Source organism: Salinarimonas soli (assembly GCF_008386575.1).
GTDB classification, from domain to species: domain Bacteria; phylum Pseudomonadota; class Alphaproteobacteria; order Rhizobiales; family Beijerinckiaceae; genus Salinarimonas_A; species Salinarimonas_A soli.
Genome location: NZ_VUOA01000009.1, coordinates 94,449 through 117,699 on the forward strand (window position 1 = coordinate 94,449; position 23,251 = coordinate 117,699).

General features: G+C 68.5%; 18 protein-coding genes. 9 read left to right on the forward strand and 9 right to left on the reverse strand.

The window, feature by feature from the left end:
- Positions 1–7: 7 nt before the first annotated feature.
- The 4 genes from F0L46_RS05060 to F0L46_RS05075 are packed head-to-tail and all read right to left on the reverse strand — an operon-like array spanning position 8 to position 4,643.
- Entirely contained in the window at positions 8–667 is a 660-nt protein-coding gene (locus F0L46_RS05060; RefSeq protein ID WP_149815951.1) for an ATP-binding cassette domain-containing protein, read from the reverse strand.
- Positions 664–2,346 carry an ABC transporter permease gene (locus tag F0L46_RS05065; RefSeq protein ID WP_149815952.1) on the reverse strand — a complete coding sequence of 561 codons (1,683 nt, stop codon included), beginning with the start codon at positions 2,344–2,346 and terminating at the stop codon, positions 664–666. The genes F0L46_RS05060 and F0L46_RS05065 overlap by 4 nt, the downstream gene beginning before the upstream one ends.
- Positions 2,347–2,350: 4 nt before the next feature.
- Positions 2,351–3,556 carry an ABC transporter substrate-binding protein gene (locus F0L46_RS05070; protein WP_149815953.1) on the reverse strand — a complete coding sequence of 402 codons (1,206 nt, stop codon included), beginning with the start codon at positions 3,554–3,556 and terminating at the stop codon, positions 2,351–2,353.
- A 16-nt stretch (positions 3,557–3,572) separates the two neighbouring features.
- Positions 3,573–4,643, reverse strand: a complete 1,071-nt coding sequence (locus F0L46_RS05075) for a radical SAM/SPASM domain-containing protein (RefSeq protein ID WP_149815954.1) — start codon at positions 4,641–4,643, stop codon at positions 3,573–3,575.
- Positions 4,644–4,883: 240 nt separating this feature from the next.
- On the opposite strand from F0L46_RS05075, the gene F0L46_RS05080 reads away from it, so the two are divergent.
- Positions 4,884–6,125 (forward strand): metallophosphoesterase family protein, encoded by a 1,242-nt coding sequence (locus F0L46_RS05080; RefSeq protein ID WP_149815955.1) that lies wholly within the window; start codon positions 4,884–4,886, stop codon positions 6,123–6,125.
- Positions 6,122–9,709: a YhaN family protein gene (locus F0L46_RS05085; protein ID WP_149815956.1), complete on the forward strand. Its 3,588-nt coding sequence runs from the start codon at positions 6,122–6,124 to the stop codon at positions 9,707–9,709. The genes F0L46_RS05080 and F0L46_RS05085 overlap by 4 nt, the downstream gene beginning before the upstream one ends.
- A 309-nt stretch (positions 9,710–10,018) precedes the next feature.
- On the opposite strand, the gene F0L46_RS05090 is transcribed toward F0L46_RS05085, so the two are convergent.
- Entirely contained in the window at positions 10,019–11,644 is a 1,626-nt protein-coding gene (locus F0L46_RS05090; RefSeq protein WP_240539872.1) for an alpha-D-glucose phosphate-specific phosphoglucomutase, read from the reverse strand.
- Positions 11,645–11,830: 186 nt separating this feature from the next.
- Here F0L46_RS05090 and F0L46_RS05095 point away from each other — a divergent pair, with 186 nt between their 5' ends.
- Positions 11,831–12,478, forward strand: a complete 648-nt coding sequence (locus tag F0L46_RS05095; protein ID WP_149815958.1) for a class I SAM-dependent methyltransferase — start codon at positions 11,831–11,833, stop codon at positions 12,476–12,478.
- Here the strand turns inward: F0L46_RS05095 and F0L46_RS05100 are convergent.
- Entirely contained in the window at positions 12,475–12,939 is a 465-nt protein-coding gene (locus tag F0L46_RS05100; protein WP_438646661.1) for a DUF192 domain-containing protein, read from the reverse strand. The two genes, F0L46_RS05095 and F0L46_RS05100, sit on opposite strands and share 4 nt — an antisense overlap.
- Positions 12,940–12,949: 10 nt before the next feature.
- Positions 12,950–13,555, reverse strand: coding sequence for a cold-shock protein (locus F0L46_RS05105; RefSeq protein ID WP_149815960.1), 606 nt, complete (start codon positions 13,553–13,555; stop codon positions 12,950–12,952).
- 412 nt (positions 13,556–13,967) lie between these two features.
- Between F0L46_RS05105 and F0L46_RS26045 the strand changes: the two genes are divergently transcribed.
- Positions 13,968–14,921, forward strand: coding sequence for a heparan-alpha-glucosaminide N-acetyltransferase (locus F0L46_RS26045; RefSeq protein ID WP_188311862.1), 954 nt, complete (start codon positions 13,968–13,970; stop codon positions 14,919–14,921).
- Between the two features lie 13 nt (positions 14,922–14,934).
- Here the strand turns inward: F0L46_RS26045 and F0L46_RS05115 are convergent, their stop codons facing one another.
- Positions 14,935–15,735 (reverse strand): glycosyltransferase family 2 protein, encoded by an 801-nt coding sequence (locus F0L46_RS05115; protein ID WP_240539873.1) that lies wholly within the window; start codon positions 15,733–15,735, stop codon positions 14,935–14,937.
- 725 nt (positions 15,736–16,460) lie between these two features.
- On the opposite strand from F0L46_RS05115, the gene F0L46_RS05120 reads away from it, so the two are divergent.
- Together F0L46_RS05120 and F0L46_RS05125 are read left to right on the forward strand one after the other, a co-directional pair.
- Positions 16,461–17,054, forward strand: a complete 594-nt coding sequence (locus F0L46_RS05120; RefSeq protein ID WP_149815962.1) for an NUDIX domain-containing protein — start codon at positions 16,461–16,463, stop codon at positions 17,052–17,054.
- 53 nt (positions 17,055–17,107) lie between these two features.
- Positions 17,108–18,607: a phosphomannomutase/phosphoglucomutase gene (locus F0L46_RS05125; protein ID WP_149815963.1), complete on the forward strand. Its 1,500-nt coding sequence runs from the start codon at positions 17,108–17,110 to the stop codon at positions 18,605–18,607.
- 63 nt (positions 18,608–18,670) lie between these two features.
- On the opposite strand, the gene efp is transcribed toward F0L46_RS05125, so the two are convergent.
- The gene (gene efp, locus F0L46_RS05130; RefSeq protein WP_149815964.1) at positions 18,671–19,240 is read right to left on the reverse strand and encodes an elongation factor P; all 570 of its coding nucleotides are present in this window, start codon (positions 19,238–19,240) and stop codon (positions 18,671–18,673) included.
- A gap of 117 nt (positions 19,241–19,357) precedes the next feature.
- On the opposite strand from efp, the gene epmA reads away from it, so the two are divergent.
- From epmA to F0L46_RS27040, 3 genes are all read left to right on the forward strand, one after another.
- Positions 19,358–20,410, forward strand: a complete 1,053-nt coding sequence (epmA, locus tag F0L46_RS05135; RefSeq protein WP_149815965.1) for an EF-P lysine aminoacylase EpmA — start codon at positions 19,358–19,360, stop codon at positions 20,408–20,410.
- On the forward strand, positions 20,407–21,447 hold the full coding sequence (locus F0L46_RS05140) for a lysine-2,3-aminomutase-like protein (RefSeq protein WP_149815966.1): 1,041 nt from the start codon (positions 20,407–20,409) through the stop codon (positions 21,445–21,447). Before epmA ends, F0L46_RS05140 begins: the two co-directional genes overlap by 4 nt.
- A 251-nt stretch (positions 21,448–21,698) precedes the next feature.
- Positions 21,699–23,251, forward strand: a 1,553-nt coding sequence (locus F0L46_RS27040; protein ID WP_188311863.1) for a M10 family metallopeptidase, incomplete at its 3' end; no start/stop codon positions are given.

Below are 23,251 nucleotides of genomic sequence, written 5' to 3' on the forward strand. Positions count from 1 at the left end.
GCCCCTATCAGCGCTCCACCAGGACCACCGGCCCGCCCGCCGCCCGGGCGTCCGCCTCGTCATGCGTGACGAGGAGGGTCGGGAGGCCGCGCGCCCGGGCGTGATCGAAGACGAAGGCGCGAACGTCCTCACGCAGAGCGGCATCGAGCTTTGAGAACGGCTCGTCGAGCAGGAGTGCCCGCGGCTCCGCGAGAAGGGTGCGCAACAACGCGACCCGTGCGCGCTGCCCGCCGGACAGGGTGGTGGGATCCCGGTCGGCATAGCCCTGCAGACCCGCCTGCCCCAGCGCGTCCTCGACGATGCGTCGCCGCTCGCTCCTGCCCCGTGCCCTCTGACGGGGCAAGCCGTAGAGAAGGTTTCCAGCGACCGACAGGTGCGGGAAAAGAAGCGGATCCTGGAGAAGCAGCCCCAGCCGTCGCCGCTCCGGCGGGAGCGCCTCGACGCGCTCCCCGCCGATCAGGACGGCCCCCTGAGCCGTGAAGGCTTCACGGTCGAGGGAGCCACCGCAGAAGGCGAGCAGGGTGGATTTGCCCGACCCGCTCGGGCCCATTAACGTCGTGACCCCTCCGGGGCCGACGGATAGGCCGAGTCCGTCGAATATGGCGACCCCGCTCCGGCGCAATCGGATCGTGACGTCCCGCAAGTCGAGGGTGCCGGCGTGCGTCACGGGCGGAGGCCTGCACGGTTGCGGTGCAGGGCCGCCGGCAGCGCGAGGGCTGCGCCGTAAACGATCAGCGGGAGCGCCGCCTGGAGGACGGCGTACACGCCGGTGATCCGCCGGTCGGCCCCGCTCGACAGGGTCACGGCATCTGTCGTGAGGGTCGCGATGCGCCCGGAACCGGGGAACAGCGTCGCGAGGTACTGCCCGACGCTCACTGCGAACCCGACGGCAGCCGAGATGAGCACCGGCCGCACCAGCATCGGCAGCTTGATCGTCACGAATACACGCCCCGGGTCCGCCCCAAGGGCGGCAGCGGTCGCCGCGTAGCGCGGATCGAGGGCGCGATATGGGTCGGCGAGGGAGAGGAACACGTAAGGGAGGACGAACACCAGATGGCTCCAGACCACCGCAGCTAGGGTGCCATCGAGGGAGAGGCGCACCAGCGCGACCTGGACGCCGAACAGGAACGCGATCTGCGGCACGAGAAGGGGAAGATAGACGAGCCACAGGGCGACGGCCGAGCCCCTTCGGCCCACCCTCCCCTCGTTCTCGAGGCATCCCAGCGTGAGAGCAAGGGCGAGCAGCGTCGAGGCAGCACCGACGAGGACGGTATTCGCCAGCAATGGCGCCACCGCCCCGGCCTGTGCCCGCCATGTCGTCAGAGCGAACGCGCCCGGCAGGGCATCCGGATAGCGCCACGCCACCGAGATGGACCACACGGCCATGAGCAGGATGGCCGCGAGCCCGAGCGCACCGACCGCGAGCGCGCCCGCACCCGCGACGCGTACCAATGAGGCGCTTAATGCGCCGCGCGAGCCCCGTTCGATCCAGAGCCGCCCGAGCCGGCCCGCCGGACGCTCGGCGAGATGCCAGCACAGGATCGCGGCGCCCACGATGGCCAGCTGGAGCACGGCGGCTGCGGCGGCGACGGGGTAGAGCGCCAGATCAGGGTCCGAGAACCAGCGCGTCGCCAGCACGGCCACAGGCGGCGGCTGCCCCGGCCCCAGGATGATCGCAATGTCGACGACGGACAGGGAGAACGCGAGCACTGCGTAGAGCGGCAGGCGTATCTGGGGATAAATTTGCGGCAGGACCACCTTCAGCCAAGCGGCCGGCCCACGCTGGCCCAGGGCGCGGGATACGGTGAGCGCCTGCCTCACGGGGACCTGGTTGGATGCGCCGATAACCATGAGCACGAGGTAAGGCACCTCCTTGAGGAGGAGCCCCCCCATCAGCGACAAACCGAACCGGTCGCCGACCGTGACCAGCCCGGCTGGCGGGCGGCTCCAACCGGTGAGCTCTGGAGAGACGAGCCGGACGAGCCAGCCGCTCGGGGCGATGAGGAAGGCAAAGCCGAGCGCGATGGCTGAATGGGGCGTCGACAGGAGCGGGCCAAGGAAGCGGGCCGCGCGGCGATAAAGGGTCGAGCCGCTCGCGAGGGCGCAGAAGGCCGACGCCAGCCCGAGCGACAGGATCGTCGCTCCAAGGCCTGCCGTGACCGTGACCTGCAGAGAGGCCGCGAGACCCGGCGTCGCCAGAAGCGCTCGCCACGGCTGAAGGGATGGACCCTGCACGCCGATCGCCGGGAGATGGCCGAAGGCCGGGAGCAGGGTCCAGGCAAGGCCCACCACGATGGGCCCGATCAGCAGGGCGAGCGTCACTGCGGGGGCGAGGCGGAGCCACATAGGGTCAGCGCGCGACGCGCCGTTCCCACTCCGCCGTGATCCGGGTCATCCAGGAGGGATGGGGCTCGGGCAGCGCGGTGCCGAGCTCCGCGTTCGTCGGCAGGCCTTTCGCGTCGGCCGGGCGGTCGAAGAGCCGGCGCTGCTCCGGCGTGAGCTTGTCGAGGTCCAGAACCGTGAAGTTTCCCATCTCCTTGGGGTCCTGGGCCCTGGCCTGGGTCGCGGGTTCGAGCAGGAAGTTCGCGACGACCATGGCGCCTTCCTTGTTGGCCGCGTTGTAGGGGATCGCCACGAAGCTCGTGTTGCCGATCGTTCCCTTGTCCAGGACGAGCACCCGCACCGTGTCCGGCAAGAGCCCGCCCGCGATCGCCACGGCGGCCTCCGAGGGATTGAAGGAGATCGCGAGATCGATCTCGTCGTCGGCGAGAAGCTGGCGCTGTGCCGGCCCGGACTCCGGGAAGGTGCGGCCCTGGCGCCAGAGATTGGGACGAAGGGCCTCGTACCAGGCCCATAGCCGCTCGGTCGCCGGCCCGAAGGTCTCGTCCGTCGCGGGCGACTGGAGCACCGCCGGATCGGGCGCGAGCTCGTAGAGGGCCTGCTTCAGGAAGGTCGCGCCGAGAAAATTGCGCACGTTCGGATGCGTGAGGCGGCCCGGGTTCTTCCGGGCCCAATCGAGCATGCCTGGTATGGAGCGAGGCAGCGTGTCGGCCGGCGTGCGGGCCGAATCGTATACGTAGACGATCTGCGCGATCCGCCAGGGCACGGCGTATCCGTCGATGGGGACCGTGAAGTCCACCACGTTGGAGGGTCGTTTCGCGGTATCGACCAGCCGGAAACTCGGCAATGCCCCGGTGACGGGCCCGTACAGAAGACCCCCGCTCTTCATGGACAGGAGGTTCGGCCCGTTGATCCAGATGAGATCGACGCCGCCGCCCTCGTCGCGTCCCGCCGTTCGCTCGGCCACGACCCGGGTCACGGCCTCCGCCGTGTCCTTCAGCTTCACGTGGTTGACGCGGACCCCGTAGCGCTTCTCCACCTGCGTGCCGACCCAGGTGATGAACGCGTTCGTCTGAGGATCGCCGGCCCAGGCGTTCCAGTTTACCGTCTGGCCGCGAGCCGCCCGGGTCACCTCGTCCCATGGCCGCGTTTCGGCCGCGGGCGCAGGCTGGACGAGAAGGCACAGAGCCGCGGAGAGGCAGGCGAGAAGGCGCATTGGTGGGTGTCCGGGATCAGGCGGGGGCGAGTGTGGCTCGGCGCGCGAACCGCCGTGCGCGAGCGCCTTCGAGAACGGGACCTAACACGTCCTCGTGGAACGCGTCGCAGCCGATGCAGAGGTTCTGGTAGGGGCGCCCGGCCGGCGTGAGAGTCTTCGAGCGCTCGACGAAGTCGGCTTCGCTCCAGCCATGGGCGAGACCCATGCGCGCGGGCGCCCCGGCATTGATGGCCTGGAAGGCCGGTTCGTCCTTCAGCGAATCCAGGATCTCGACGAGGCTCTCCTCGACGAGGTTGCCCAGAGGCCGCTTGGTCTTGATGCAGCAGGGGTAGACCGCCCCGTCCGGCTCGATCGAGACCTCGGAGCCGTTGAAGCCATGCTCCAGGAAGCCGAGCCCGCCCGACCAGCGATTGCAGAAATTGTCGTCGAGCGTCGCTTTCGAGAGATCGTTGAGCCACCCTCGCCCGCGCGGCCAGATCTTCCCGATCCAGCTCTCCGGACTCGCGCCGAAGAACGAGTAGAGCGGGCCATCCTCCTCGTGCCAGTTCCGCTTGGTGTGCGCGAGGCCGGAAGCGTGCATGCCGGCCGCCTCGAACATGCGGGTGAGGCGCTCCTTGAAGGCGGCCTGCTTTGCCTCGCCCTCCAGGCCCACATGAAAGTTGTCGAGGCTCGCGACCGAGATCATGTAGATGCCGCGGCTCAGGAGATCGTCGAGGATCCGCTCGGTGAGAAGGTCGCCCGTGGTCTGAACAATGATCTTGATGCCGCCGCGACCGGCATAGCGCGCCGCGAGCTGCTCGATCACCGGATACGTGACCTCCTGGCGCACGGGGTCGAGGAGCGCCTCCCCGCCCGAGAGGATAATGCGGCTCGTCTTCTCCGGCAGGGAACCGTCGGGCGCTGGATCGTTGCGATCGAGATAGGTCATGCGCTCGGGCAGATGATCGAACACCCGCGGGAAGTTCGCCTTGGCCTGCGCCAGCACGCCGGCGAGCTCATTCCTGACATAGGGCCTGAACCGATCCTCGTAGCAGTGCCGGCAGCGTCGGTGGCAGGCCCAGCACATGACGTAGTAGATCGATTCCATGAACCACCCTCGGTCACCACCGGACGGGGTGACGTTAGGGCATAGCAGATAGAGGGAGCGACGTAGGCGGCAAGTGACGATGAGGTGATCGCCCGTGGCGTCGCCCCGCGCGCCCTCCCGGAGATGACGTACTCACCGCAAGCCGGTCCATGCCGCTTCTGGTTGCCGCCGCGCAACACCCGGCATCGTTCCTGCTCCGTTCTGGCTGACACGGCACGGCTTGGCTGGCCAGCATCGGCGATGCGATTCATCCACGCCGCCGACCTCCACCTCGATAGTCCTCTCTCCGGCCTGCGCGACCGGGCCGGCGACCGGGCCGACGACATCGCGGGGGCCAGCCGCCGCGCTTTCGACAACCTCGTGGCGTTCGCCATCGCCGAGGCCGTGGACCTCGTGGTCATCGCGGGTGACGTCTTCGACGGTGACTGGGCCGACTACAATTCGGGCCTGTTTCTGGTGCGCGGTCTGGAGCGGCTGAATCGCGCGGGCATTCCCGTCGTGCTCATCCGCGGCAATCATGACGCGGCCAACCAGATGTCGCGCCGCCTGTCCTGGCCGCCGAACGTCCGGGAGCTCTCGTCGCGCGCTCCCGAGACCGTGCTCTACGAGCATCTCGGGATCGCCGTTCACGGTCAGAGCTTCCCGAACCGCGCCGTCGCCGAAAACCTCGTTCCGGCCTATCCGGCGCCCCAGGCCGGGCTGTTCAACATCGGTGTCCTGCATACCTCAGCCGACGGGCGGTCGGGTCACGACCCCTACGCGCCCTGCAGCCTGCGCGACCTCACCTTGAAGGGGTACGATTACTGGGCTCTTGGTCACGTCCACACGCGGGAGGTGCTGTCCACCGATCCCTGGATTGTCTTCCCCGGCAACCTTCAGGGCCGCCATGTGAACGAGCCGGGCGCAAAGGGCTTCACGCTCGTGACCGTCGCCGGTGGCCGTGTGTCGAGCGTCGAGCACGTCCCGGTGGACGTGGTTCGCTGGGCGACGTTGCGGATCGACGTGTCGGGATCACCGACCCTCGACGAGCTCTGTCCGCGCATCGGCGAGGCGATCGACGCTGCGGTCGCGGACGCGGAGGGGCGCACCCTCGCCGTCCGTCTCGTGCTCTCGGGCGCCTGCGCGGCGCATGTGTCGCTCGCCGGCGATCCCGAGCGTCTGGCGGCGGAGTGCGCGAGCCTTGCGCTTCGTGCTCGCGGCGACGTGTGGGTGGAGCGCGTCGAGGTTCAGACCCGCGCCGAGGCGGTCGGAGATGAGGGAGCGCTCGGCGATGTTCTGGCCCTCATCGAGCGTGTGCGAACGGATGCCGGAGAGATCGACGAGATCCGTGTCGCGGTCGAGCGCAGCCTCGACAAGGTGCCGGCGGCGATCCGCGAGGAGGCCGAGCTCGCCACGCTCTCGCCCGAACGCTGGGACCGCATCATGGCTGGGGCCGAGGCGATGATCCTCCACCGCCTGAGCGCCGGGAGCGTCCGCTCGTGAGGTTCGAAAGGCTTCTGCTCGAGCGTTACGGCGCCTTCGAGGACGCGGGTCTCGACTTCTCGGGGGCGGACACGCGTCTTCACGTGGTGTACGGGCCGAACGAGGCAGGCAAGTCAACCGTTCTTTCAGGGATCACCGATCTCCTGTTCGGCATCCCACACAAGTCCACCTACAATTTCCGGCACGATTACAATCGCCTGAGGCTCGGCGCCGAGGTCACGAACGCGGCGGGTCAAAGCCTCGCCTTCAAGCGGCGCAAGGCGAATAGCGGCACGCTGCTCTCGCTCGGCTCCGCCGAGACGGCCCTGCCTGACGGCGCGCTCGCGCCCTTTCTCGGCTCGCTCTCCCGCGAGCAGTTCACCCGGATGTTCGGGCTCGACCACCGCCGCTTGCGCGACGGCGGAGAGCAGATGCTGCGCTCAGGCGGCGATCTGGCCCGCAGCCTGTTCGAGGCCGGGAGCGGCCTGTCCGGCGTCGGAGCGGCCCTCCAGGCCATCGAGGCCGAGATCGAGGCGATCGGCAAGCTTGACGGCCGCGCCAGCAAGACAAAGCCGCTCTTCGCGGAGATCGACGCCTACACCGACGCAGTCCAGCGGGTTCGCCGCGACGGGCTGAAGGCCGACGAGTGGCGGCGCGCCGAGGAGGTACTCGGCCTCGCGACCTCGGCTCGCGAGGGCATCGACGTGGCGCTGACCCGTCTGCGTCAGCGCCGGGCAGGGCTGGAACGGATCCGGCGAGCCGCGCCGGTTCTCGCCGTGATCGATACGCTGACAGCCGAGCTCGCGTCCTTCGGTGACCTGCCCACATTGCCCAACGGGTTCGCGGAGGAATGGCGCGGGCTAGAGCGCCGCCTGCGCGATGCTCGCCTGCTCCTCCAAGCCGCCGAGGAAGACCTCGATCGCCGCACGAGCGAGCTGGCGCAGGCTCCCGTGGCGGCCACGATCCTTCGGCACGCCGACGCGATCACGGCGGCACACGAGCAGCTCGGCCGCTACCGCAAGGACGTCGCGGACGAGCCCAAGCTCCTGCGCGACATCGCCAACGACGAGGCGCTGATCCGCGCCAAGCTGAACGCTCTCGGGCTGTCCGCCGAGCCCGGCCCAGTCGCAGCCCTGGTGCCGCCGCAGACGGTGGAGGTCAGGGTTCGGGGCTTGATGCTCCAGGGCGAGGGCGCCGAGGCGGCTGCCGCGGCTGCCTCGGCGGCGCTCGCCAAGGTCAAGGCCGCTTACGCCCATGCGGGGGCGGCTTTAGCGGCTCTCCCCGACGCCGCGGAACCGAATGCGCCGGCAGCCCTCGTCGATGAGGCCGCCCGCCTGGGCGACGTCGCGGCTCGCCATGTCAAGGCCCTGTGCGATTTGGCCCAAGCCGAGCGCGACCTTGCCGAATCGCTCGGCCGCCTGCCCGGGTGGGCCGGATCGGCGGATGCCCTGGCGGCCTGCCCTCTCCCGGACGGAGACACCGTTCGCCTTCACGAAGAGAGCTTGCGCGATGCGGCGAACCGGGTCGTCGCGGTCGAGCGCCGGCTCGCCGCGAGCGGCGATGAGGCGCGGCGGATCGATGCGGAACTCGCCGGCCTGAAAGCGGCCGGCGAAGTGCCCTCCCCTGCCGCGGTCCAGGCGGCTCGCGACCTGCGGGATCGGGGCTGGCGGGTGATCCGCGCCCGTCATATCGAAGCGCGAGAACCTGCCGAGAGCGATCTTGCAGCGCTCGAGTGCGAGGGCGACCCGGCGGCTTTCTTCGAGAATGCGCTCCGCCGTGCCGACGAGCTCGTCGACCGCCGAGAGAGCGAGGCGCACCGCATCGCGCAATTCAGCCGTTTGGCGGCCGACCAGGCGCGCCTGTCGGCTCAAACCCAAGCCGACGAAGCAACCCTTGCAACGGAGCGCGCTGCTTTGGGCGCCGAGGAGGCGCGCTGGGAGGCGCTCTGGCGCGACTGCGGGGTACGGCCTGAGACACCCGGAACCATGCGGGCGTGGCTCTCCCGCAAGGACGAGACCCTGCGGCTGCTAGCTCGGGTCCGCGAAGCCCGATCCGAGCGCGACGACGCGGAAACGACCCGAGATCATGCCCGCCGCTGCCTTCGCCGCGCCGCGGAGGCACTGGGCCTTCGCCCATCGGACGAGGCGACGGCGGCCGACCTCGACCGCGAGGTTCGACAGGCTCTGGGCGAGGCCACGCGCGGTGTGCAGGAGCGCCAAGCGGCCGCACGCGCTTTAGCGGAGATCGCCGAGCGAATGCGGGGCCATGAGGCCGCCGCTGAAGCAGCGGAACGGGCGGTGGCCACCTGGCGCGAGCAATGGTCCGACGCGGCGGTCGCGCTCGGCCTTCAACCAAATGCCAGCCGGCCCGAGGCGGAGCTTGCCCTGTCGGCGTGGAGCGAAATCCGGCAACGCCACGCCAGCAAGGAGCAGTTCGTCCGTCGTCTGTCCGGCATCCGACGCGACAACGAGGCCTTCCGGGCCGAGCTCGCCCGCTTGGTCGACGCTCTCGGGCCTGAGGGGCCGAGCCCTACGCCTGGGACCGATCTGGAGGGCACGGTCCTGGCTCTCCTGGCCCGCCTAGCCGACGCGAGGCAGGCTGCTGCCACTCACGCCCGCTCGGTCGAGGATCGGAGGATCGCTGCGGACAAGCTCGACGCGGCTCGTCGAGAAGCCGAGCGGGCAGCGGAAGCGTGCGACGCCTTCCGGCAGGCGTTCGGGCTCTCATCCGATATGGATGTCCTTCCCTTCGCCGAGCGGGCCGGTGCGCGGGCGCGGGCCCTGCAGGGCTTGCAGGAGCGGCGGACCGCTCTCGCCGTGGCGTCGGACGGCATCGCGGAGGCGGCCATCCGAGCGGAGCTGTCCGAGACGACGCCGGATGCAGCCGCGGCAGAACTCGCCCTTCTCCAGGGCGAGGAGGATCGCCTCGTCGCGGAGGGCCAGGCGGCGGCGCAGCACGAGACCAGTGCCCGCCACGCGCTTGAGACGCTTGCCGGGCGGGAGAGCGTGGCGGCAGCGGCTCAGCGGGCTCGCCACCACGCCCAGGCGGCCGGCATGCACCTGGAGCGGTGGCTCCAGCTCGCCACCGCCAAGCGGCTTCTGGAGCGCGCGCTCGAGCGCTATCGGACCGAGAACCAGCATCCGCTGGTGCGGCGGGGCGGCGAGATCTTCGCCGCCCTGGCAGCGACCGGCGAGAACCCGATCGTTCGCCTCGATGTCGTCTACGGTGACGGAACCGATCCGACGCTCGTCGGCATCCGGCGGGATGGGAGCGAGTGCCGAGTGGAGGGGATGAGCGAGGGCACGCGGGATCAGCTCTATCTTGCGCTCCGGATGGCCGCCGTGGAGCAGCACGTCGCCGAGCACGAGCCGATGCCGTTCGTCGCCGACGACCTCTTCATCACGAGCGACGAGGACCGGGTCGCGGCGGGGCTTGCGGCTCTGGCCGCCTTGGGCTGCAAGACGCAGGTGATCCTCTTCACCCACCATCAGCACGTGGCCCGGCTGGCGAGCCTGCTGCCCGGAGGCGGGGTGCGGCTCCACCGTCTCCCGATCCCGCGTGCCCTGGAGGAAGGCGCGTCGCACGCCGATGCCCTGACGGGCTGACCGGCGAGCGGGCGCCGCGTCAGACGCCTGACCTCGGCGGGGCTCGTTCAGTGCAGAAGGACGAGCCAGGCCATCACCCCAAGAGGGGCGATGGCGCCGATCGCGAAGCGAAAGATGTTCCCAGCCATGACCGCGTATCCAAGTCTCTCCAAGGACAACGATCCAAGCATCGCATAGGTTCGTTGAAGGTCCGTTTGGGAGATGAGTGAACGCGGCGTGACCGAAATCCTCGAAAGTCCGTGGCGTCCAGCCGGAAGGGGACGCCGGTGCGACGGCGAGCGGGGATCCATCCCGCTCGCGTCACGGGAGTTACGCGATCACGGTCGGCCCGGCCCGCCCCGTCTTGCCCTGGATGTCCGCGATCTCGCGGGCGGCCGCCGCCACCGCGGCGAGAGCTTCGCCGGAGTCGAGGTTCTGCCGCGACGGATCCGCCTCGTAGCGCTCCAGATAGACCCGGATGGTCGCGCCGGATGTGCCCGTGCCCGACAGGCGGAAGACCGCCCGCGCGCCCTCCTCGAAGAAGATCCGGATCCCTTGGCGCTGGGAGACGCTGCCGTCGACCGGATCGGTATAGGCGAACTCGTCGGCCGCCGCGACGGTGAGCCCGCCCACCTTGCGCCCGGGCAGGCCCGGGAGGAGGCCGCGCAGGCCGTTGATGACGGCCTCGCCCGCCTCCGTGGGCACCTCCTCGTAGTCGTGCCGCGCGTAGTAGTCGCGCCCGAAGGTCGCCCAGTGCTGCCGCAGGATCTCGCCGACCGACTCGCCCCGCTCGGCGAGGATCGTCAGCCACATCAGCACCGCCCAGATGCCGTCCTTCTCGCGCACGTGGTTCGAACCCGTCCCGGCGCTCTCCTCGCCGCAGAGCGTGATCCGGTCGGCGTCGAGGAGATTGCCGAAGAACTTCCAGCCGGTGGGCGTCTCGTAGCTTCGAATGCCGAGGCGCTCGGCGACGCGGTCGACGGCACGGCTCGTCGGCATGGAACGCGCGACCCCGGCGAGCCCTCCGGCATAAGCCGGCGCCAGATGGGCGTTGGCGGCGATCACCGCGAGGCTGTCCGAGGGCGCGACCACGAGGCCGTTGCCGACGATGAGGTTGCGGTCGCCGTCGCCGTCCGAAGCCGCGCCGAACCCGGGCGCGCCGGGGCTCGCGAGCTCGCGAATCAGCTCCACGGCATGGACCGGGTTGGGATCCGGGTGGTGTCCGCCGAAATCGGGCAGGGGTTTGCCGTTGAGGACGGTACCCGCGGGCGCGCCCAGGCGATCTTCGAAGATCGCCTTCGCGTAGGGACCGGTGACGGCGCTCATTGCGTCGAAACGCATGCGAAAACCGCTCGCCAGGAAGGCCTTCAGTCGGCCGAAGTCGAACAGCGTCTCCATCAGGGCCACATAGGTCTCGACCGGGTCCACGACCTCGACCACGGTATCGGCGAGCTTGGTCTCGCCCAGGCGGGCGAGATCGAGGTCGGGGCCCTGGACGAGGCTGTAGCTCTCGATGGCGAGCGTGCGCTCGTAGATCGCCTGCATGACGCTCTCGGGCGCCGGCCCGCCGTTGGCGGCATTGTACTTGATCCCGAAGTCGCCCTCGGGTCCGCCGGGATTGTGGCTCGCCGACAGAACGATTCCGCCGGCCGCGCCGCGGGCGCGGATGACCGCCGAGACGGCGGGCGTGGAGAGAATGCCGTCGCGGCCGACCACGATCCGGGCGATCCCGGCCGCGGCCGCCATCTGCAGGATGATCTGGATCGCGTGATCGTTGAGGAAGCGCCCGTCGCCGCCCACGACGAGGGTCTTGCCACGCAGATCCGCCACGTCGAGGATCGCCTGGACGAAGTTCTCGATATAATGCGGCTGCTGGTAGACCGGGACCGCCTTGCGCAGGCCGGAGGTGCCCGGACGCTGGTCCTTGAACGGGGTTGTTGCGACTTTCGTGATCAAGAGACGCTCTCCTCGACGGACAAGACCTGCAGCTCCCGCGGCGCCGGCCCGGAGCGCGCGCGCTGCACCCTCGTGGGGCATGTGTACGCCGGGACTGCCGTTGTGCAAGCCCAAGCTGACGCGGGGGAATGCGTCAACCAGGGCCTTGGAGGGCCGCGGACCGGTGCGCTCGCAGGGTCGGCCCTAATGCCGCTTGGCCCCGCCTGTCCCGTCTGCACCGCACCGGCAGCCCGCGGCTTCCTCCACGTGGCGGCACGCGACTACTGGCGCTGCGAGCGCTGCCTCGCGACGTTCCTCGACCCCGCCCAGCGTCCACCGCCAGGGGCGGAGCGGGACCACTATCTGACCCACCGCAACGACCCCGACGACGAGGGCTACCGCGCCTTCCTGTCGCGCCTGGCAGCGCCGCTCCTGGAGCGGCTCGAGCCCGGGCGGGACGGCCTGGATTACGGCTGCGGCCCAGGCCCGGCCTTGGCCGCGATGCTGAGCGAGGCTGGCCACCGGATGAGCCTGTTCGATCCATTCTTCGCGCCGGACGAGGCGGTGCTTGGGCGAACATACGACTTCGTGACCTGTACCGAGGTGGCCGAGCACTTCCACGATCCCGCCGCCGAGTTCGAGCGCCTGGCCCGTCTGCTCCATCCGGGCGGCTGGCTCGCGGTGATGACGTGCTTCCAGACGGACGACGAGCGATTCGCCCGCTGGCGCTACAGAGCCGATCCGACGCATGTGGTCTTCTACCGCGAGGCGACCCTGCGCCTCGTGGCCGAGCGGTTCGGCTTGACTTGCGAGGTCCCGGTCAAGGATGTGGCTTTGATGCGAAAGCCAGTCTAGCGGCGCTGGAACATCGCGTGCTCCACGCGGTCGCCCGGCTTGAGCCCCAGCCGCTTCGCCGTCCCGGCATTCACCTCCAGCACCGCGAGCACCGGCTCGCCAGAGGGGATCGTGCGCTCGGAGAGGGGCTCAGCATTCTCGGCGATGCGCGCCACGGTTCCGTCCGGGCGGATGAAGAGCATGTCGAGCGAAATGTAGGTGTTGCGCATCCACATGGAGATGGGCTGCACCTTCTGGAAATCGAACAGCATGCCCCGGTCGGCCGCCATGGTGCGGCGGAACATGAGCCCTTGCGCCCGCTCGGCATCGTTTCGCGCCACCTCGACCTGGAAGGGGTGGCGCTTGTCGCCGCTCACGATCGTGAGCGGCTCGAACGCTTGCGCGTGCGCCTGGCCCGCGCCGGCGAGGGCCGGCCCGAGCGCCAGAAGCCCGAGCGCAAGGCGTCGCGTGAAGCCCGTCACGCCCACGGCCTTAGTGCGAGGACGGCAGAGCCGCCCCAGCCGGCCGCACCTCGGCGGCCATGAGCCCCTTCGGCCCGTCGCCGTAGCGGACGTAGACGGTCTCACCGGGGACGAGCTCCGCAATGCCATAGCGCCGGAGCGTCTCCATGTGCACGAAGATGTCGGGCGTGCCGTCCCCGCGCGTGAGGAAGCCGAAGCCGCGGAGGCGGTTGAACCACTTCACGGTGGCCGCCTCCAGACCGCTGGTCGGCGTCACCGACACGTGGGTGCGCGGCATCGGCAGCTCGGAGGGGTGCACAGCCGTCGACTCGTCGAGCGACACGACGCGGAACGCTTGGAAACCCCGCGTCCGGCGCACCGCCTCGACGACGATGCGGGCTCCTTCGTTCGCCGACTGGAACCCGTCCCGCCTCAGGCAGGTCACGTGCAGCAGCACGTCCGGCATTCCGTTGTCGGGGACGATGAAGCCGAAGCCCTTGGCCACGTCGAACCACTTGATGCGACCGCTGATCTCGATGAGATCCAGCGGCGCCTCCTGCCGCTGGTCCGTCGAGCCGCCTTCGCGCTCGGTCCGATCGAGGGATTGCTGCAATGGGAAAGCGCTTATCGCGCCCATACGAAAATCATCAGACATCAAGTTACACCAAGTCGAATCACGCCGCCTGATTCTCGAATCCAAGATATCATCGTCGCGAGTCGGGGGAAGCCCGAAAGCTCCGCAACCCCCAAGCTTCCGCAAGCGAGACCGTTCCCTTTGGGAGCCCATGGCACTCTCGCCGAATCGGTACGGGCGCCGTGCCGGGCCCGGATTCGTCCGGTCTTATCGTGACAGCCGAGGCGTAGGCCTTTGCTCTTGCCGGCTGTTTTCATCGGGGAACTCCGCACCCGCCTCGGCTAGCCGGACGGTCCTCGAACCATTCCTGCGGCGTAGGCGCGCAGGACGCGAGGTGACGCGGCCCGCCGCTCGCGCTAACGCTCCCGCCGGCCCGCGCGGGGTCGGGAAGGGGTCGACGAGAGTGGCGGCACGAATGGGACCGGGCGAGCGTTTCGAAGCCGTCGACGCGGCGCGCGGGGCGGCGATTGCCGCGATGATCGTCTTCCACGCATCGTGGGACCTGAGCTTCCTACGCCTGATCGCGACCCCGGTCGGGTCGGATCCGGCGTGGCAGGCCTTCGCCATGAGCATAGCCGGCTCATTCCTGGCGCTCGTCGGCGTTAGCCTCGTCCTGGGTCATGGAAGCGCCGTCCGCTGGCGCCGCTTCGGCCGTCGCCTCGGCATCCTGGCGCTCGCCGCGGCCGGGGTGACCGGAGCGACCTATCTGGCCTTCCCCGACAGCTTCGTCTTCTTCGGCATCCTCCACATGATCGCGGTGGGAAGCGTTCTTGCCCTGCCCTTCCTTCGCGCGCCTTTGGTTCTCGTCGCGGGCGCGGCAGCCCTGATCCTCGCCGCTCCCGCGGGGTTCCGGTCGCCCCTGTTCGATGAGCGCGCGCTCGCCTGGATCGGCTTCTCGGAGCGCATTCCGCCGAGCAACGACTTCGAGCCGGTCTTCCCGTGGCTCGCTCTGGTGCTGATCGGCGTCCTGCTGGCCCGCCTTGTCCTCGCCTCCCCTGTTCGCGAGCGGCTCGCCGGCTGGAGGGCGCGTGGTCCCCTTTCCCGCTTCCTCGTCCGGGCCGGACGCTGGAGCCTCGTGATCTATCTCCTGCACCAGCCGATCCTGCTCGGCGTTCTCTTCCCCCTGGCGCACGTGCTCGGCCCGAGCCCTGCCGCCGAAGCCGCCGCCTTCCTGCGGAGCTGCGAGGCGAGCTGCCGGGGTGGTGGGCGCATGGTGGAGACCTGCGCCCGCGCCTGCGGCTGCGTGCTCGACCGCGCCACGGCGCAGGATCTTCGCGGGCCGCTCCTGCGGGATGAGCTGATGCCCGAGCAACTCCTGGCGGTGCAGGAGACGGCGCAGGCCTGCTTCCGGGAGGCGGGCAGCCGGTGACGCCGGTTCGTACCTAGCGCAGGCCGTCGGAGGCCTTGCTCTTGGCGGCAGCGAGCGTGCGCCTGCGCTCGTAATATTTCGCGACCCGGAGGTGCCGAGCAATCGCGTAGTTCATCGCCGTGAGGAACCCGTAGGCTCCCCGCGCGAAGTGCCGCCGGCCGAAATAGGCCTTCAGGAAGGCTGCTGGGAACTCGAAGAAGATCCGCCAGACCGGTAGCCGGACGTCACGCTGCTCGAGATCGATGACCTGCTGGTCGGAATAGCGGTTGAGCTTGTCGATCTGGTCCCCGAGGGACCGCACCGAGAAATGATGGATCAGCCCCCGCAAGCGGCCGGGCTCGACCCCGGCCTGGAGCTCGACACGGTCGTGCACGAGGAGCAGGGGATAGCGGCCGCGGCTCCTGCGATAGAGCCGCACCGGCCAGAGCTTGTAGGCGAGCGGATGCGGTTCGCCCTCGCCGGGGAAGACCTCCACGATGCCGACCCGATAGGCGTCGCGCGGCGGCGTACCATCGGCGAACAGGGCCCGGATGGCGGCGGCGAGTTCCGGGGTAACCACCTCGTCGGCGTCGACGTTGAGGAGCCAGTCGTGCCGGCACTGCTCCTCGGCGAACCGTTTTTGCGGGCCGTAGCCCGGCCAGGCGTTGTGGATGACTCGCCCCCCGAGGCTCTCTACGAGCGCGGGGGTCCCGTCCGTCGACCCCGAATCCACCACGACGAGATCGTCCGTCAGCTCGCGCACGGCCCGAATCGTCCTCTCGATCCGATCCGCCTCGTTGCGGGCGATGATGAACACGGACAGGGGAAGGGCCACGTTAAGCGAACTTTCGACGGCGCGTTCAGGGATGCGCGTCCTTCGCCCACCCTGAATGAGGCCCCTCTTAGCCAGCCTTCCGCTGCGAGACCAGACGCTTGCGGGGGCACGAGTGCAATTGGGTGATCGGCGTTGCCGATTCGTCGCAATGCCGATCAGCTACAGGTCTGCGCGGCAGCCACGTGGCTGTGCGGCTCTCCGGGGCGGCGCCAGCTTACCCGGGCGGTGTCGGGCCGACCCACGGTATGGGTGACACGTTACAGACCGCAGGAGCGCCTTGCGACGGGAGGCGGCACGGCGCTCGTAGCGCTCAAGCCTTGCCAGCTCGGCCAGCATCTCGTCTGCGCCTGGCGTGGGCGGGTCAGCCTCCTGGCGCGTTGGATCGGGGTCGGGTGCGTCCAGGAAGCGCTGCAAATCTTCCAGGCTGCGCCCGGAGGCGGCGAACAGGCGTTTGAAGCCCTCATCGTGCCTGAAGTGCGAGAATCGGGCTTGGCCCGCTTTTCGCTCGCGACTGAGGAGCGGCGTGACCCCGTAGAACGTGAACCAGCCCGAATGTGCTTGGGGCTGTAACATGGAGGAAAGCGGGGGTCGCTAGCGCCTCGATCGCTTAATGGCGCAGCCGGGTTTGAAGCGATCATCCCAAGAGTACGCCGTTCAGCGCCTGCGTGTTGTATGGTCAGTCATTGGCGGGATTCGCTTGCTCCCTCAATCCCGGAAGGTTTTCAATGTCGCGCATCACTGATTGCAGGGAAACCCATCGGCGCTGGGCAACGATGAGCGTGCTAACGATCGAACAGGGCGGCGGCGTCGAGGTGCAGCGTGACGTCGAGGATCACGGAAATGCGGCCGCGGTGCTCGCCTACGACCCCGAGCGGCGGGTCGCGCTCCTGGTGCGGCAGTGCCGGGCACCTCCCCTCCTCACGGCCGGAGAGGAGACCTTCCTGGAACTCCCGGCCGGACGGATCGAGAGCGAGGATGCCGCCTCGTGCGCCCGCCGGGAGGTGATGGAGGAAACGGGCGTGCGTCTGGCCACTCTGGCGCAGGTCACGACGGCATGGACAATGCCAGCCCTCTCGACCGAGCGAGCGTACCTTTTTCTAGCGACGTACTCCGCGACGGACCGGGTCGCGGCGGGGGGCGGCCTTGAGCACGAGGGTGAAGATATCGAAGTCGTCGAACTGCCCCTCGCACAGCTTGCCTCGAGAATCGACGCGGGTGAGGAGCTCGACCTGAAGATCCTGTTCCTCGTTCAGACGCTCCGACTTCGCCGGCCGGAACTCTTCCGGCGGCTGGTCGACGCCGAGAACGATGCGGTCTAAGGCGGTTCGAGAACGGGCAGTTCGTCCCGAATCCACCACGCGAGACCGTTCCTATGTTCCCCAAGCCGCAAGCGAAACTAACCCCGAACACGTTGGCCTTCGAATCGCTGCCACTCGTGAAGCCGACAGGGTTTCGCGAGTACGACGCACGCTGGATGTTCCCGGATGGCATTAACCTCATGGGCGTGCAGGCGCTTGGGCTCGGGATCGGCACTCTCGTTCACGAGATGGGTGTGCGGCCCGAGATCGTGACCGGCCACGACTTTCGTGGCTACTCGTCCTCGATCAAGATGGCGCTCGTCGCGGGTATGATGGCGGCGGGGCTTAAGGTGCGGGACATCGGGCTTGCCCTCTCGCCCATGGCCTATTTCGGCCAGTTCGCCCTCGATTGCCCCTGCGTCGCGATGGTCACGGCCTCGCACAACGACAACGGCTGGACGGGCGTGAAGATGGGCGCCAACCGGCCCATGACCTTCGGGCCCGAGGAGATGGGGCAGCTGCGCGACATCGTGCTGGGCGGCAACTTCAAGCTTCGCGGCGGCGGCTCCTACGAGTTCGTGCCCGACTTCCCGGCCCGCTACCTCGCCGACCTCGCCGACCGGCCAAAGATCCGCCGCAAGCTCAAGGTGGTCGCGGCCTGCGGCAACGGCACGGCAGGCGCCTTCGCGCCGGCGCTTCTCGAGGCAATCGGCTGCGAGGTCGTATCCCTTGATTGCGAGCTCGACCACACCTTCCCTCGTTACAACCCAAACCCCGAGGACATGGCGATGCTTCACGCCATCGCGGAGGCCGTGCGCGAGAGCGGCGCCGATGTCGGCCTCGGTTTCGACGGCGACGGCGACCGTTGCGGGGTGATCGATAATGAGGGCCAAGAGATTTTCGCCGACAAGATCGGCGTCATGCTGGCCCGTGACTTGAGCCGCCTGCACCCGAACGCCCGGTTTGTGGTGGACGTGAAGTCTACCGGCCTGTTCGCCTCCGATCCCGAGCTGCAGGCGCAGGGCGCCGTGACGGATTACTGGAAGACGGGGCACTCCTACATCAAACGCCGCGTCAACGAGCTTGGCGCACTGGCGGGGTTCGAGAAGTCTGGCCACTTCTTCTTCAATGCGCCAATCGGGCGCGGCTACGATGACGGCCTGCTCACCGCGATCGCCGTCGTCGAGATGCTCGATCGGAACCCTGACAGTACTATGGCCGACCTCTACCGGGCCCTGCCGAAGACCTGGGGCACGCCCACGATGTCGCCCAAATGCGCCGACGAGGTGAAGTACGGGGTCGTCGATCGGGTGATTGGCCGTATTCATGGCATGCAGGCGGCGGGCGAGCTGTTGGCCGGACAGCGGATCGCGGACCTCGTGACGGTTAACGGGGTGCGGGTGACCGCCGAAGACGGCACCTGGGGTCTGGTACGGGCCTCCTCCAACAAGCCCGAACTCGTGGTCGTGGTGGAGAGTCCGGTCTCCGAGGAGAGGATGCGGGCCATGTTCAAGGCTGTCGACGGCATCCTGCGCGAGAATACGGAAGTCGGCGCATACAACCAGACGATCTAGAAGCAGAAGGGGCCGGTCGCCCGGCCCCTGTCACCCCTTCTTTCCTGGCGCGAGCGAGGCAGCTCAGTCCTTCGCCCGCTCGACGTAGGACCCGTCTTCCGTCATCACCACGATGCGGGTGCCCGTCGCGATGTGGGGCGGCACCATGGTGCGCACCCCGTTCGACAGGATCGCAGGCTTGTACGACGACGAGGCGGTCTGCCCTTTCATCGTCGGCTCAGTCTCGACGATCTCGAGCGTCACGCGCTGCGGCAGCTCGATCGCAATAGCGTTGCCGTTGTGCATGGAGAGCATGACCACCATCCCCTCCTGCAGGTAAGCCGCCTGGTCGCCTATGACGTCCTCCGGCACCACGACCTGGTCGTAGTTCTCCGGGTTCATGAAGTGGTGCCCCTCGCCGTCCTTATAGAGGAACGTGTGCTGGCGCTCCTCCACGACGGCGCGTTCGACCTGCTCCGTGGTGCGGTAGCGCTCGGCGATCTTGACGCCGTCCGAGATGCGGCGCAGATCTAGCTGGGTCACGGGCGTGCCCTTGCCGGGATGGATGTTCTGCGCCGCGATCACGACATAGAGCTTGTCGCTGATGTCGATGACGTTGCCTTTGCGCAGAGAGCTGGCCAATACCTTCGCCATGGTGTTCCACTTCGGTCAGGCGCCTCCCAGCGGGCGGCGCAGAAATCTGGTGCGGTGGCCTTAACCTGAGACGGCGCCCCGGTCCAGCCGTCGACCCGCGAAAAGCCTTGGAGCCGCATGCCCTACGCCTCGCCCTGGTGGCGTCCCGATATCCACGCCGATCGGCGCCCGCGCCTGATGGCACGCAACCGGATCACCGCCGCCCTGCGCGGGTTCTTCGCCGAGCGGGACTTCGTGGAGGTGGAAACCGCCGGCCTCCAGGTCTCGCCGGGCAACGAGACCCATCTGCACGCGTTCGCGACACAAGCGCTGTCAATCGACGGTACGGCAGCGGATCTCTACCTCCATACCTCCCCCGAATTCGCGTGCAAGAAGCTGCTCGCCGCGGGAGAGCCGCGCATCGCGACCTTCGCGCGGGTCTGGCGCAACCGAGAGCGCGGCCCCCTGCATCACCCCGAGTTTACGATGCTCGAATGGTACCGCGCAGGCGAGCCCTACGAGGCGCTGATGCGCGATTGCCGCGACATTCTCGCGCTCGCGGCCGAGGCGGCGGGAACGCGGGCGCTCACCTTCCGTGGTGCATCGTGCGACCCGTCGATGGAGCCGGAGCGGGTCAGCGTCGCGGACGCCTTCTCGCAGATTGCCGGCATCGACCTGCTCGCCACGCTCGATCCGGCGGGCGCGCCGGATCGGGACGCGCTTGCGGGTCGCGCGCGCCACGCCGGCATTCGCGTGGCGGACGACGATACATGGTCCGACGTGTTCAGCCGCGTGATCGTGGAGCGCATCGAGCCCCGGCTTGGACACGGGCGCGCCACGATCCTCGACGAGTACCCGACGTCCCAAGCGGCGCTCGCGCGTCCCGCCCCCCACGATCCCCGCGTGGCGGAGCGCTTCGAGCTTTACGTCTGCGGCGTCGAGCTCGCCAATGCCTTCGGCGAGCTCACCGAGGCGGGCGAGCAGCGCCGGCGCTTCCAGGCGGAGATGGATGAGAAGATGCGGATCTACGGCGAGCGCTACCCCCTCGACGAGACCTTTCTCGCCGCGCTGAAGATCATGCCAGAGGCGAGCGGCATCGCGCTCGGCCTCGACCGCCTGGTGATGCTCGCAACCGGTGCAAGCCGTATCGAGGACGTGCTCTGGGCTCCGGTGCCGGAGGTGGGCTCTTGACCGGCCAATCGCTGAAGGATGCGGCCGATCTGGTGGCGGCCGGCCTTGCGGCGCCCGAGCGCCTGACGGCCCTGGAGCGTGTGGCGGCGCGCTACGCCGTCTCGATCACTCCCGACATGGCCGAGCTGATCGACACGGGCGATCCAGCCGACCCGATTGCGCGTCAGTTCGTCCCGGACGAGACGGAACTCGAGACCACCCCGGAGGAGCTTATCGATCCGATCGGGGACGAGGCGCACAGCCCCCTCCCCGGCATCGTTCATCGCTATCCCGACCGCGTCCTTCTCAAGCCGACCCTGCTCTGTCCCGTCTATTGCCGCTTCTGCTTTCGCCGCGAGGCGGTCGGCCCGGGCAAGGATGCCATGCTCACCGAGGAAGCGCTCGACCGGGCCTTGGCCTATATCGCGGAGCATGCCGAGGTCTGGGAGGTAATCCTCACGGGAGGCGATCCGCTGATCCTCTCCCCTCGGCGCCTCGCGCGGATGATGACGGCGCTCGGCGTCATCTCTCATCTCAAGGTGATCCGCCTCCATACCCGCGTGCCCGTGGTGGAGCCCCACCGCGTCACCGACGAGCTCGCGGCTGTGTTGAGGACCGTGGGCAAGGCGACCTACGTGGCGCTCCACGCCAACCACCCGCGCGAGCTGACCCCGGCGGCAGCAGCGGCGTGCGCACGCCTGATCGACGCGGGTATCCCGATGCTGAGCCAGACGGTGCTGCTGCGCGGCGTCAACGACGACCCGGATACGCTGGCAGCCCTCATGCGGGCCTTTGTCGAGCACCGGATCAAGCCGTATTACCTTCACCACGGGGACCTCGCGCCCGGAACCGGGCGCTTCCGTACGAGCATCGGAGAGGGACAGGCGCTCATGCGCACGCTTCGCGGGCGTGTGTCGGGGCTCTGCCAGCCGACCTACGTCCTCGACATCCCGGGCGGGCACGGGAAGGTGCCGGTGGGGCCGGCTTATCTGGGGTCCGACATCGTCGATGACTGGCGCGGCGGACGGCACGCTTACCCGCCCGGAGATGGCGCGTGACCCAGGCCCGGTCGGCGAGGTGCATCGGCTGGGATCGCGCGGGGTGGGTCTCGGCGATACCGTCCAAAGAGCGTGGGTGAGGCAGCTCAACCCAGTCCGGATTGGTGCCTCAACGAGCATCTGTTAATCGTGACCGGGCCACAGGCGCCTACGGCAAGACCTTTTTAACGCTCCCGACGCTTCCATCGCAGCGAAACAGTCGGGGTCGACATACGGGCCATCGACGAACACCGGTCACCAGGATCCTGCCGATGTGCATCCTCTGCAACATCATTGGTTTCGGCGCATACGCAGCCGACGCCACCACCGGAAGCGAAACTGACTTCGCGATACCGAGCCCTGCCATCTGGGCCGGCACTGGAGCGACCGGCACCCCTTACATCGATGGTCTCCTGTCAGGGCATCGCTGGAGCGGGCCGATCACGTACAGCTTTCCGACCGTTGCGAGCACGTACCAGACCGGCATCACCGAGGCGACCAACGGCTTTGCCGCGGTCTCCTTCGCGCAAATTCAGGCCGCGCGTTACATACTCGAGGGTCAAAGCTCTGTCGCTGGTGGCCCCAAGATGACCATGACGGCGTTCGAGCAATTCACGAACGCCAGCGTGACGGACGCCGGCTTCGGCGCGAGCGATATCCGCATCGCCGCATCGGCCAGCGCAAACCCGACGGCCTACGCGTACTACCCGTCGAACGATCCCCGGGGTGGGGACGTCTGGTTCGGGACGAGCTACAACTATACTAACCCGCGGGTGGGCTCGTATGAGTACGCCACGATGATCCACGAGCTCGGGCACTCGCTCGGCCTGAAGCACGGGCACGAGCTGGGTGGCGTGAGCAACGTCGCCGTTCCTTATGACCGAGACTCGATGGAGTTCACGGTCATGACCTATCGCTCGTTTATCGGGCAGGCGCCGAAGGGTTACACGAACGAGACCTTCGGCTTCGCGCAGACCTTCATGATGCTCGACATCGCGGCCCTGCAGCAGATGTACGGCGCAAATTTCACGACGCAGAGCGGCAACACGGTCTACAAATGGAGCCCGACGACAGGCGAGGCCTTCATCAACAGCGTCGGCCAGGGGACGCCAGGCGGGAACCGCATTTTCCAGACGATCTGGGACGGCGGCGGGGTCGATACGTACGACTTGTCGAACTACACGACCGATCTCAAGATCGACCTCACGCCCGGCGGCTGGTCCACCTTCTCGACCGCACAGCTCGCGAACCTTGGCTACGGCAACATCGCGCGTGGGAGCGTCTTCAATGCGCTCCAGTTCAACGGCGATGCCAGATCCCTCATCGAGAACGCGATCGGGGGTAGCGGGAACGACGTCATCTATGGCAACGCGGCCAATAATGTGCTCGTCGGCGGGGCTGGCAACGACAAGCTCTACGGCGGAGCGGGGGCTGACACCCTTTATGGTGGAAGCGGCAACAACATCCTGAACGGCGGCGAGGGATGCGACCTGTTCGTCCTCGCGGGCGCAAGCAACGCCTTTTCACAGATTGAGGACTTCCGCTCCGGCGAGGACCTTATCGCGCTGGACCGCGCGGGCTTCGGCCTGTCGCTCACCGGGTCACTGCAGACGGCGAATGTTGGACTGCAATTCGGGGCGTTTGCAAGCGGGGCCGGTCCGACGCTTCTGTTCAACAATGCAACTAGGCAGTTGCTCTGGGATAGCGACGGGGCCGGCGCGGCCCAAGCTCGGTTGATCGCGTCTCTACCGAACCTCGTGCCAGGAGCGATGTCGGTCTCGACTTCGGCCCATGTGACCGCGTTGTCAGCCCCCGTTGTCGCGGT